At 70.0% G+C, this 11,697-nt stretch carries 12 protein-coding genes; 6 read left to right on the forward strand and 6 right to left on the reverse strand.

Annotation, left to right across the window (positions count from 1 at the left end):
- Positions 1 to 2 precede the first annotated feature (2 nt).
- Both HGBR_RS10680 and HGBR_RS10685 read right to left on the reverse strand, forming a co-directional pair.
- Complete coding sequence (locus HGBR_RS10680; RefSeq protein WP_019159334.1) at positions 3 to 1,205, reverse strand: amidohydrolase; 1,203 nt, start codon at positions 1,203 to 1,205, stop codon at positions 3 to 5.
- An 83-nt stretch (positions 1,206 to 1,288) separates the two neighbouring features.
- Positions 1,289 to 2,401, reverse strand: a complete 1,113-nt coding sequence (locus HGBR_RS10685; RefSeq protein WP_019159335.1) for a mannose-1-phosphate guanylyltransferase — start codon at positions 2,399 to 2,401, stop codon at positions 1,289 to 1,291.
- 242 nt (positions 2,402 to 2,643) lie between these two features.
- On the opposite strand from HGBR_RS10685, the gene sdhC reads away from it, so the two are divergent.
- The 5 genes from sdhC to HGBR_RS18935 all read left to right on the forward strand — a co-directional run bounded on the left by sdhC (position 2,644) and on the right by HGBR_RS18935 (position 7,345).
- A complete protein-coding gene (gene sdhC, locus HGBR_RS10690) occupies positions 2,644 to 3,027 on the forward strand; it encodes a succinate dehydrogenase, cytochrome b556 subunit (RefSeq protein ID WP_083882855.1) in 384 nt (127 codons plus the stop codon).
- On the forward strand, positions 3,027 to 3,476 hold the full coding sequence (locus tag HGBR_RS10695; protein WP_019159337.1) for a succinate dehydrogenase hydrophobic membrane anchor subunit: 450 nt from the start codon (positions 3,027 to 3,029) through the stop codon (positions 3,474 to 3,476). The genes sdhC and HGBR_RS10695 overlap by 1 nt, the downstream gene beginning before the upstream one ends.
- Positions 3,477 to 3,501: 25 nt before the next feature.
- On the forward strand, positions 3,502 to 5,262 hold the full coding sequence (gene sdhA, locus HGBR_RS10700) for a succinate dehydrogenase flavoprotein subunit (protein ID WP_019159338.1): 1,761 nt from the start codon (positions 3,502 to 3,504) through the stop codon (positions 5,260 to 5,262).
- Positions 5,262 to 6,059: a succinate dehydrogenase iron-sulfur subunit gene (locus tag HGBR_RS10705; protein ID WP_019159339.1), complete on the forward strand. Its 798-nt coding sequence runs from the start codon at positions 5,262 to 5,264 to the stop codon at positions 6,057 to 6,059. The genes sdhA and HGBR_RS10705 overlap by 1 nt, the downstream gene beginning before the upstream one ends.
- A 110-nt stretch (positions 6,060 to 6,169) precedes the next feature.
- Entirely contained in the window at positions 6,170 to 7,345 is a 1,176-nt protein-coding gene (locus tag HGBR_RS18935; RefSeq protein WP_083882863.1) for a D-alanyl-D-alanine carboxypeptidase family protein, read from the forward strand.
- On the opposite strand, the gene HGBR_RS10715 is transcribed toward HGBR_RS18935, so the two are convergent.
- The 3 genes from HGBR_RS10715 to HGBR_RS10725 form a co-directional block, all read right to left on the reverse strand.
- Complete coding sequence (locus HGBR_RS10715; RefSeq protein WP_040365015.1) at positions 7,314 to 8,369, reverse strand: App1 family protein phosphatidate phosphatase; 1,056 nt, start codon at positions 8,367 to 8,369, stop codon at positions 7,314 to 7,316. The two genes, HGBR_RS18935 and HGBR_RS10715, sit on opposite strands and share 32 nt — an antisense overlap.
- Positions 8,370 to 8,433: 64 nt before the next feature.
- A complete protein-coding gene (gene trpS, locus HGBR_RS10720) occupies positions 8,434 to 9,453 on the reverse strand; it encodes a tryptophan--tRNA ligase (RefSeq protein ID WP_019159342.1) in 1,020 nt (339 codons plus the stop codon).
- 75 nt (positions 9,454 to 9,528) lie between these two features.
- Positions 9,529 to 10,347 (reverse strand): exodeoxyribonuclease III, encoded by an 819-nt coding sequence (locus HGBR_RS10725; RefSeq protein WP_026077521.1) that lies wholly within the window; start codon positions 10,345 to 10,347, stop codon positions 9,529 to 9,531.
- Between the two features lie 68 nt (positions 10,348 to 10,415).
- Here HGBR_RS10725 and HGBR_RS10730 point away from each other — a divergent pair, with 68 nt between their 5' ends.
- A complete protein-coding gene (locus HGBR_RS10730) occupies positions 10,416 to 10,904 on the forward strand; it encodes a GNAT family N-acetyltransferase (protein ID WP_019159344.1) in 489 nt (162 codons plus the stop codon).
- Between the two features lie 75 nt (positions 10,905 to 10,979).
- Here the strand turns inward: HGBR_RS10730 and HGBR_RS10735 are convergent, their stop codons facing one another.
- Positions 10,980 to 11,696: an IclR family transcriptional regulator gene (locus HGBR_RS10735; protein ID WP_019159345.1), complete on the reverse strand. Its 717-nt coding sequence runs from the start codon at positions 11,694 to 11,696 to the stop codon at positions 10,980 to 10,982.
- Position 11,697: the final 1 nt, after the last annotated feature.

Genomic DNA, 11,697 nt, shown 5'->3' on the forward strand with positions numbered 1-11,697 from the left:
CCTCAGCCCGCGTCCTCGTCGAGCGCGCGCAGCGCCAGTGCGCAGAAGACACCGGCACCGGCGGTGATCGCGGCCTCGTCGACCACCAGGTCGCCCTGGTGCAGGTCGTAGGTGCGCCCGCCCGGCGTCCGCGTGCCCAGCCGCAGCAGGGCTCCCGGCGTGCGGGTGAGGTACCACGCGAAGTCCTCGCCGCCCATCGACTGCGGGGTCAGCAGCACGGAGTCCGGGCCCAGCGCGTCCCGGGCCGCGGCCTCGGCGAGGGCGACCTCGTCCTCCGTGTTGACGACCGGGGGCACCCCGCGGCGGTGGTCCAGCTCGACATCGACCCCGTACGGCCCGGCGATGCGCTCGACCAGGTCGGGCAGGACCTCGGCGGCCTGGTTCCAGCCGTCCACGTCCAGGCAGCGCAGCGTCCCGGCCAGCAGCCCGGTGCTGGGGATCGCGTTGGGCGCGTGGCCGGACTCGATGTGGCCCCACACCAGCGAGATCGCATGCCGGGGATCGATGAGTCGCGACAGGGTGGCCGGGACGTCCGCGGCCAGCCGCGCCAGCGCGTAGACGAGGTCCTGGGTCAGGTGGGGACGGGACGTGTGGCCGCCGTGGCCCCGCAGCGTGATGGTGACGGTGTCGCCCGCGGCGGTGATGGGGCCGATCCGGGAGCCGACGGAGCCCACGTCCACCGTGGGGTCGCAGTGCAGCGCGTACGACCGGCGCGCGCCGTCCAGCACGCCCTGGCCGATCATCGAGATGGCGCCGCCCGGCGTGACCTCCTCCGCCGGCTGGAACACGAGGCGGATCGTGCCGCCCAGGCCTCCGGGAGCGGACCGGTGGATCCGGTCGAGGGCGATGCCCGCACCCAGCAGCGCGGTCAGGTGGACGTCGTGCCCACAGGCGTGGGCGACCTCGGGAACGGTCGAGGCCCACGGCAGGCCGGTCTCCTCGCCCACCGGCAGCGCGTCGATGTCCGCCCGCAGCACCGCAGACACGGGACCGGCACCCACGTCGCAGACGAGACCCGTCTCCGTGACCGCGCGCGGCTCCAGGCCGGCCGCCCGCAGGCGCTCCGCGATGACGCGGGAGGTCCGGCGCTCCTGGTAGGACAGCTCCGGATGCGCGTGCACATCCCGTCGGAACGCGATCAGTTCGCCCTCGAGCTCCTCGAGGATCCTCTTCGCGCCCCGGATGTCGCGCGTTCCGTCCGCCACCTGTGCCCCTTTCCTCCGCGCGGGCGGGCCCGTGCGGCGATCGCGTCTCGATCGGCCCCCGAGTCTACTGCGCGGCGTCCGGCTCAGAGCAGGTCGCCCCGGCCGGTGCGCTCGACGTCACGGACCGCGGCCTTGACCTCCTGCGCGTGCGCGCGCGACGTGACGAGCAGCGCGTCCTCCGTGTCGACGACGACGAGGTCGTCGACGCCCACGAGCGCGACGAGGCGGCCTGTCTCGGAGATGACGACGCCGCGGGACTCGACGTCGACGACCTGGACGCCCTCCCCGATCGCGGACACGCCCGCGGACTCGCCGGGCACCGGCTGCCGCAGCTTCGCGACGGAGTCGAAGTCACCCACGTCGTCCCAGCCGAAGTCGCCCGGGATCACGATGACGCGCCCGGCGGCCGCCGCCGGTTCCGCGACGACGTAGTCGATCGCCTTCTTCTCCAGCTCCGGCCACACCTCGTCCACGACCTCCCGCTGCCGCGCCGTCCCCCACGCGTCCGCGATGCGGGTGAGGCCCGCGTGCAGGTCCGGCGCCTGGTCCGACAGGATGTCGAGCAGGACGGACGCCCGCATGATGAACATGCCGGCGTTCCAGCGGTACCCGCCGGAGTACGCGTAGAGGCGGGCGGTCGAGGCGTTGGGCTTCTCCACGAACTCCGTGGCCCGGCGCGCGGTGGGCGCGTCCGCCAGGCTCAGCAGCTCCCCCGTCTTGATGTAGCCGTAGGCCGTCGCGGGATAGGTGGGCGTGACGCCGATCGTCACGATGTCGCCGCTCTGGGCGGCGGCCGCGATCGCGTGCCGGACGACGGACAGGAACTCCGCCGTGTTCGTGATCGAGTGGTCGGCGGAGAAGGAGCCGATGACGGCGTCCGGATCCGTCCGGTGGACGAGCATCGCCGCCAGGCCGATCGCGGCGGCGGAGTCCTTGGGCGCGGGCTCCGCGACCAACCGGTCCGCCCGCACGTCCGGCAGCTGCTCCCGCACCGCGTCGACGTGCGCCTCACCGGTCACCACCCACGTGTGCGCGGGGTCGGCCAGCCCCTCCGTCCGCTCCCACGTCGCCTGCAGGAGCGTGCGCCCCGTGCCCAGGATGTCGTGGAGGAACTTGGGGCGGGCCACCCGGGACACGGGCCACAGACGAGTGCCCGAGCCGCCGGCGGGGATGACTGCATGGAAGGACGTGGTCATGCGGACATTCTGTCGGATGCCCGCGCGAACAGCGGAATCGCACCGCCGTATTTAGACACGCGACTATGACCTAATCGATTGGCGGAACCCCGCTTCTCGCACATCGGGACGACCCACCCCGCTTTCACAGGAAAAACGGAGGATGCCAGGTGACCCGCGGGCCGGCGATTGGCGCAGTCCGGCTGCGCGGCGTACTTTTCACTGGTACACACCAGTCCGCAATCCATCACTGGAGGATGCCCGTGGCCAAGGCCTCAACCGGCACTCTGTATCGCGGAAGAGAAGGCATGTGGTCGTGGGTCGCACACCGCGTGACCGGCGTCGGAATCTTCTTCTTCCTGCTCGTGCACGTGCTCGACACCGCACTCGTCCGCGTCTCCCCGGGGGCCTACAACGCTGTCATCGACACGTACAAGTCCCCCCTCATGGCGTTCGGTGAGGTCGTCCTCGTGGCCGCCATCGCCTTCCACGCGTTCAACGGCCTGCGCGTCATCGCGGTCGACTTCTTCAAGGGCGGCACGAAGCACCACAAGACCCTCTTCTGGGTCGCCATGGGCCTGTGGGCCGTCGTGATGGTCGGCTTCCTGTGGCGCCACATCCCGAATTCGCTGGGAGGAATCTTCTGATGAGCGCCCCCACCATCCCCGCACCCCGCACCGGCTACCAGCGCTCCAAGGCCAAGGGCTCCAGCCTCGAGCTGGCCGCGTGGCTCTTCATGCGCCTGTCCGGCATCATCCTGGTCGTCCTCATCTTCGGACACCTCATCGTCAACCTCTGGATGGGCGACGGCGTCCACCGCCTGAACTTCGGCTTCGTCGCCGGCAAGTTGGCCAGCCCGTTCTGGCAGATCTGGGATCTCACGATGCTGTGGCTCGCGATGATCCACGGCACCAACGGCGTCCGCACGATCATCCTCGACTACGCGGAGCGCCCCGGCACCCGTCTGACCCTGCAGATGGTGCTCTACGCGGCGTCCGCGGTCGTGATCGTCCTGGGCACCCTCGTCATCTTCACGTTCGAGCCGTGCCCCACGGGCGCCGACCCGAGCCTCCTCCCCTCGTTCTGCGGCGCCTGAGGCGCGCAAAGGAGTTCTGACACCTATGCAGGTACATGAGTACGACGTCGTCATCGTCGGCGCGGGCGGCGCGGGCATGCGCGCCGCCATCGAGTCGGGCCAGCGCGCCCGCACGGCTGTCCTCACGAAGATCTACCCCACGCGGTCCCACACCGGCGCGGCCCAGGGCGGCATGTGCGCAGCCCTCGCCAACGTCGAGGAGGACAACTGGGAGTGGCACACCTTCGACACCGTCAAGGGCGGCGACTACCTGGTCGACCAGGACGCGGCAGAGGTCATGGCCAAGGAGGCCATCGACGCGGTGCTCGACCTGGAGAAGATGGGTCTGCCCTTCAACCGCACCCCGGAGGGCAAGATCGACCAGCGCCGCTTCGGCGGCCACACCCGTGACCACGGCAAGTCGCCGGTGCGCCGCGCCTGCTACGCCGCGGACCGCACGGGCCACATGATCCTCCAGACGCTCTACCAGAACTGCGTCAAGCACGGCGTCGAGTTCTACAACGAGTTCTACGTCCTGGACCTCATCATGACGGAGGTCGACGGAGTCCGTCAGCCCGCCGGCGTCGTGTCCTACGAGCTGGCCACCGGCGAGATTCACATCTTCCGCGCGAAGTCCGTCGTGTTCGCCACGGGCGGCTTCGGCAAGATCTTCAAGACGACCTCGAACGCCCACACCCTCACGGGTGACGGCGTGGGCGTCGCCTACCGCCGCGGCATCCCGCTGGAGGACATGGAGTTCTTCCAGTTCCACCCCACGGGCCTGGCAGGCCTGGGCATCCTCCTGTCGGAGGCGGCCCGCGGCGAGGGCGGCGTGCTGCGCAACGTGGACGGCGAGCGCTTCATGGAGCGCTACGCGCCCACCATCAAGGACCTGGCCCCCCGTGACATCGTCGCCCGCTCGATGGCGAACGAGGTCCGCGAGGGCCGCGGCTGCGGTCCCAACAAGGACTACGTCCTGCTGGACCTCACCCACCTGGAGCCCTCGCACATCGACGAGAAGCTCCCGGACATCACGGAGTTCGCCCGGACCTACCTGGGCGTGGAGCCGTACACGGAGCCCGTCCCGGTGTTCCCCACGGCCCACTACGGCATGGGCGGCATCCCCACGAACGTCGAGTCCGAGGTCCTGGCGAACAACACGGACGTCATCCCCGGTCTCTACGCGGCCGGCGAGACGGCCTGCGTGTCCGTCCACGGCTCGAACCGCCTGGGCACCAACTCGCTGCTGGACATCAACGTGTTCGGCAAGCGCGCGGGCATCGCCGCGGCGAAGTACGCGGAGACCGCGGTCATGCCGGAGCTGCCGGAGGACTCGGAGTCGTTCGTCGTCGACATGATCGAGACGCTGCGCACCTCCGACGGACCGGAGCGCATCGCGGACATCCGCCGCGACCTGCAGGAGACGATGGACGCGAACGTCCAGGTGTTCCGCACGGACGAGACGATGCGCCAGGCGCTCAACGACATCGAGGCCCTGCGCGAGCGCTACAAGAACGTGGGCATCCAGGACCGCGGCAAGCGCTTCAACCTGGACCTCCTCGAGGCCGTCGAGCTGGGCTTCCTGCTCGAGATCGCAGAGGTCGTCACGGTCGCCGCGATCCACCGCAAGGAGTCGCGCGGCGGTCACTTCCGCGAGGACTTCCCGGACCGCGACGACGAGAACTTCATGCAGCACACGATGACGTACAAGGACGAGGACGCGACGTCCGAGGGCATCCCCGGCATGCGTCTCGAATGGAAGCCGGTCGTCATCACCCGTTACCAGCCGATGGAGCGTAAGTACTGATGGCAGACACCACCCAGACAGCAGAGCCGGCCTCCAAGGTCGACCTCCCGGCGCACCTGGGAGGCGGCGGAGGCGGCGAGATCCCGTCGTTCGACTGCACCTTCCGCATCGCGCGCTTCGATCCCGAGAACGATCAGGAGCCGCACTGGGAGGAGTACAGCGTCACGATGTACGGCACGGACCGCGTGCTGGACGCCCTCCACAAGATCAAGTGGGACATCGACGGATCCCTGAGCTTCCGCCGGTCCTGCGCCCACGGCGTGTGCGGCTCCGATGCGATGCGCATCAACGGCCGCAACCGCCTGGCGTGCAAGACCCTGCTCAAGGACCTCGACACGTCGAAGGTCATCACAGTCGAGGCGATCAAGGGTCTCCCGCTGGAGAAGGACCTCATCGTCGACATGGAGCCGTTCTTCCAGTCGTACCGCGAGATCATGCCGTTTCTCATCCCGTCCGGCAACGAGCCCACCCGCGAGCGCCTGCAGTCCCAGGCCGACCGTGCGATCTTCGACGACACCACGAAGTGCATCCTGTGCGCCTCGTGCACGACGTCATGCCCGGTCTACTGGACCGACGGCCAGTACTTCGGCCCCGCGTCGATCGTGAACGCGCACCGCTTCATCTTCGACAGCCGCGACGACGGCGGCGACATGCGCCTCGAGGTCCTCAACGACCGCGAGGGCGTGTGGCGCTGCCGCACCACCTTCAACTGCACCGACGCGTGCCCCCGCGGCATCCAGGTGACGAAGGCCATCGCAGAGGTCAAGCGGGCGCTGCTCACCCGCTCGCTCGCCTGACCGGCACCCCGCGTCCCTGCGGCGCAGCCCGGAAGGACCGCACCACCGCCACCGGCGGGGTGCGGTCCTTCTGCATATCCTCACAGGTCACCGCCCGTATCCTGGTGCGCATGGATTCACGCGGGCGCACGACGCGCACCACCCTGCGGACCCTCCTCGCCGGCCTCCTCACGGCCGCGGTGTGGGCCTCCCCCACCGGCGCTGCGGTGCTGGCGCAGACGCAGTCGGCCACGGCCTCGGCGGAGGCCGTCTACGATCCGGGACCGCTGACGGACGGGTCCCCCGCCCCGGAGCCGGCGGCGGTGTCCTGGATCCTCGCGGACATGGACACGGGCGAGGTGCTGGCCGCCCACGCACCGGACCGGGAGCACGCGCCGGCTTCCACCCAGAAGCTGTTGGCGGGCCTGGCGCTGGTCGACGTCCTGGACGACCCGGAGGCCGTGCACGAGGCCACCTACGACGACATGCTGGTCGACGGGACGAAGGTGGGCCTGCTGCAGAAGAACGACTACACGATCGACGACCTGTTCCACGCGATGCTCATGTCGTCCGCGAACGACGCCGCGCACGCGCTGGCCGACGCCGCCGGCGGGCAGGAGGAGGCCGTCGCCCTCATGGAGGACAAGGCCGCGGAGCTGCAGCTGACGGGCACCCACCCGCGCAACACCTCCGGGCTGGACGCGGACGGGCAGACGACGACCGTCGAGGACCTGCTGCGAGTGGGGCGCGCCGTGCTGGAGGACGAGTACCTCACGGACATCGTGCAAACGACGGAGTACGACTTCCCCGGCGCCACGAACCCGGACACGGACGAGAAGCTGCCCGGCTACCCCATCCAGAACCACACCCGCATCGTGGGCGAGGTCGACGGCGGCCTGGGGCTCAAGAACGGTCACACGAACGCCGCCGGCGGTTCGTTCGTCGCGGTCGCGCAGCGGGACGGGCAGCGCCTGGGCGCGGCGGTCCTGGGCGGATCGACGATGACGCGCGACGCGGCGATCGACCTGCTGGACTGGGGCTTCGCGCAGTCGTCCCCGCAGGTGCTCGACACGATGTCGTTCCAGACCGCCGCCGAGGCCGCGGAGACCGCCGAAGCCTCCGCACCGGCCCCTGGGGACACGGCCACGGCGCAGGCCGCGCTGGAGGCCGACGCCGCGGTCGCGGCAGAGGGCGGTGTGCGGCCGTGGGCGTTCGTCCTGCTGGCGGCGGGCCTGCTGCTGGCCGGCGTCACGGCCGTGCTGACCGTGCGCATGGTCAGAAGTCGGAGAGGATCCCCCGCTCCGTGAGCTTCGAGGCCAGTCCCGCGCCGTCCGGCGCGTAGATCCACGGGACGCCCTGACCGCGGCCGGTGTTGCGCGAGCGGCCGCCTGCCCACACGGCCTGACCGGACGTCAGCTGGCGGATCGCGACGGCGGCGACGTTGTCCGGGTGGTTCTCCACGAACTCGCCGTAGATCTCCTCGTCGTGCTGGCCGTCGTCGCCGATCAGCAGCCATCGCATGTGCGGCATCTCGCGCGCCAGGCGTTCCAGCGAGTTCCGCTTGTGCTCCGTGCCGCTGCGGAACGCCCGCGTCGTCGTGGGGCCCCAGTCCGTCAGCAGCAGCGGCCCGTCCGGGTACATGTTGCGCGACAGGAAGCGCTTGAGCGTGGGCGCGACGTTCCACGCGCCGGTCGACAGGTAGATGATGGGCGTGTCCGGGCGCATGTACGTGAGCCGGTCGTAGAGCACCGCCATGCCGGAGACGGGGTTGCGCGCGTGCTCGTCCAGGACGAAAGTGTTCCACGCGGCCAGGAAGGGGCGCGGCAGCGCGGTCACCATGACGGTGTCGTCGACGTCGGAGATGATCCCGAAGCGCTGCTCCGACCCGACGATCTGGACGGTCGCCCGGTCGACCAGGGAGTCGGAGGTCCACAGCTCGATCTCGACGGCGCCCGGCTCGTAGTCGCCCGGGATGACCTGGTCGATGATCCCCCCGCGGTCGCACTCGACCATGTGCTCCTGGTCGCCGATCCGCACCCATGCGGTGTCGTTGACCAGTGGGACGGCGCCGAAGGAGCGGAAGCCGCGGATGCTCGCGTGCACGTCCGCCGCCAGCTTGCCGGTCCGGGTGAGGACCATCCGCCCCAGCACGCGCACGCTGTTCTCCGTGCCGTACGAGTCGTAGCAGACGACGGTCCGCTTCCACCCGCGCTTCGTGGCGCGGTTGCGCAGCCACTCGTGCGCGCGGTCCTCGACCCGGGCGGCGGTGTGGAGGACGTCCGGGGACAGGTTGAGGGGCTTCGTCGTACGGTTCCTGCGCGGGAGATCCACCGTGCGGACCACCTTCCTGATAACTGCGTCTGGTGCGGTGTCGTGTGCGTCTGCGACCGGGTGCTCAGCGGTGCAGGAAGCCCACCCGCTCGAAGACCTGCTCGATCGTTCGTTGGGCGACCGCGGACGCGGCGTCCGCGCCGGCGTCCAGCACACGGGACAGCTCGGCGGGGTCGTCCAGGAGCTCGAGGGTCCGGGTCCGCAGCGGACGCAGGGTCTCGACCACGACCTCGGCGACGGCGACCTTGAGGTGGCCGTACATCTTCCCCTCGAACTCGCTCACCAGCTCCTCGATCGACCGCCCGGACAGGGCGGAGTGGATCGTCAGCAGGTTCGAGACGCCCGGCTTGGCGTGCGGATCGTAGGTGACCTCCGTGCCCGTGTCCGTGACGGCGGACTTGATCTTCTTCGTCAGCGTCTTCTCGTCGTCGAGGATCTCGATGAGGCCGGCGGGCGTCTTCGCGGACTTCGACATCTTCGCGGTGGGGTCCTGCAGGTCGTAGACCTTCGCCGTCGCCTTGAGGATGTGCGCCTCCGGGACCGTGAAGGTCTGCCCGTAGCGGTGGTTGAAGCGCTCCGCCAGGTTGCGGGTGAGCTCCAGGTGCTGGCGCTGGTCCTCCCCCACCGGGACGACATCCGCCTGGTAGAGCAGGATGTCCGCGGCCATGAGCGCGGGGTACGTGAGCAGGCCCAGGGACACGTGCTCGTTCTTCCCCGACTTGTCCTTGAACTGGGTCATCCGCATCGCCTCGCCCAGCCCCGTCGTGCACTCGAGGATCCAGCCCAGCTGGGTGTGCGCCGGGATGTGCGACTGCACGTACAGGGTCGAGCGCTGCGGGTCCAGGCCCGCACCGATGAACTGCGCGGCCGTCCGCAGCGTGCGCTCGCGCAGCTGCGCGGGATCCTGGTCGACCGTGATCGCGTGCATGTTCGCGATGAAGAAGAACGCGTCGTGCGTCTCCTGCTGCGCGACGAACTGCTGCAGCGCGCCGATGTAGTTGCCCAGATGCAGCGAGTCCGAGGTCGCCTGGATCCCGGACAGTGAACGAGGGCGGGTCGGGGCAGGTGCGGCGGAGTCAGTCATGGCCCTCATTCTGCCACCCGCCCAGCCCCCCGGCGGACGGCCATGTGCGCGACGATCCGTCCGCGTCGTCGGCGATCAGGCCTCCTGCAGCCCCGGCAGGTCGTAGTCGATGACGAGCGGCGCGTGGTCGGACCACCGCTCGCCCCAACTGGCGGCGCGGTCGACGCGGGCGCCGGTCGCGGTCTGCGCCATCCCGGGGGTCGCCGCCTGGTAGTCGATCCTCCAGCCCGCGTCGTTGTCGAACGCCTGCCCGCGCATCGACCACCACGTGTAGGGGCCGGGCACCTCGCCGGACAGCGCCCGGTGGACGTCGACGTAGCCGATCTCGTCCGCGAAGAACCGGTCGAAGTACGCGCGCTCCTCCAGCAGGAAGCCCGCCTTCTTGCGGTTCGCCTTCCAGTTCTTGAGGTCCAGCTCCGTGTGGCACACGTTGAGGTCGCCCGTCAGCAGCGCGTGGTCCGCGTGCTGCGCCAGCTGAGGCAGGCGCACGATCATCGCGTCGAGGAACCGGTACTTGTCCACCTGCTTGGGAGTGTCCACCTCACCGGAGTGCACGTAGGCGCTCACGACGGTCAGCAGGCTGCCGTCCTCCAGCCGGAAGTCGGACTCGATCCACCGGCCCGCGGTGTCGAAGTACTCGTCGCCGTTGCCCACGCGGGTCGCGACCGGTTCCGTCTTCGACAGGATCGCGACACCGGCGCGGCCCTTCGCCTCCGCGTCCGCACTCTGCACGTGGTAGCCGCTGTCGGCCAGGATGTCGAAGACGATGTCGTTGGCCGCGCGTACCTCCTGCAGTGTGATGAGCGGGGAGTCCGCGGACTCCATCCAGCCGCCCATCCCCTTGCGCAGAGCGGCCCGGATGCCGTTGACATTCACAGTGCTGATTCGAAGCATGGAGTCATACTGTCAGAATCACACGGGCCACGTATGCTGGTCATTCAAGTCACATGTGAGGAGAGGCCATGACCACGAACGAGAACTTCGCGCCGGACAAGCTGATCATCAGCCCTCTCGACGAGCTCGATCCCCTGGAGCTGCGCTCGGAGATCCTCAACGCGCAGGAGCGCTTCTGGGGTCAGCGCGACCTCAGCGGCGACCACGAGCCGCACTGGTTCCGCCAGTTCGCCGCCGGCGGTCTGGTGGCCCGGTACCAGAACGAGGTCGTGGGCTATCTGCTGGGCGCCTTCCCCAAGGAGGGTCCGTCCTACATCCACCTCGTGGCCGCACGCCAGGACTACCGCCACCTGGGCATCGGCCGCCGCCTGTACGAGGCATTCATCGCCCGTGCCAAGGCCAATCAGGAGGACGTGGTCCAGGCGACCGCGCTGCCGGACAACGCCAGCGCCATCGCCTTCCACTCCTCGTTGGGCTTCGAGGGCACCCGCATCGGGGACTACGCAGGGCCCGACCAGGACCGCGTGTTCTTCTCCCTGCGTCTGACGGACGACTGATCCCGCCGCCCGGGAACCGGTCGCCTCTCCGGTCGGATTCCGGGCCCCTCTCACGGATCGCTTCGGCCGCGACTCTCAGGAGTCGCGGCCGAAGCCGTCTGCGCGCAGCACGTCCAGCGCCAGACGGCCGAACTCCTCCAGACGATGCGCGACCCGCCCGTGGGGACCCGCGACCGTGAGGCAGGCCGTGAGTTCTCCGGCCTCGCGGACGCCCACCGCCACCGCGCCCAGATCCGCGACCGTCTCCTCCCGGTTGAAGGCCATGCCGGTCTCGCGGATCGCCGCTTCCTCCCGCTCGAAGACGGACCTCTCCCGCTCCCCCGCTCGCCCCAGCACGGCCGCGCGCCCCGCATCCGCGTCGTGGGCCAGGAACAGCTTGCCGGAACTGGTGGGAAGCAACGGCCGCCGCTCGCGCATGCGCGGTCGGTAGCAGACCTCGAAGAGCGACGGCGAGGTGTGGACGTAGACGACGGACTCCGCACCCACGCGCACCGCGACCGTCGCCGTCTCCCCCGTCCGCAGCGCGATCTCCTCGCAGGTGGGCCCCAGCAGCAGAGGCAGGGACGTGCCCGCCGGCTGCAGCAGCGCGTGCGCCCCCGCCCCCATCCGGTAGCCGCCGTCGGCCTCGCGCAGGTAGCCGCGCTGCAGCAGACCGCCCACCAGGCCGTGGAGACTGCTCTTGGGAGCGTCGAGCGCACGCGACAGCGCCGTGAGGGTGACCGGGTCGTGGGCGCGCGCCACGGTCTCGAGGATCCCCAGGACGCGGGACACGGTGCGGTGCTCGGCTGCCATG

Origin of the sequence: Brevibacterium senegalense (genome assembly GCF_000285835.1) — a bacterium.
Classification (GTDB): domain Bacteria; phylum Actinomycetota; class Actinomycetes; order Actinomycetales; family Brevibacteriaceae; genus Brevibacterium; species Brevibacterium senegalense.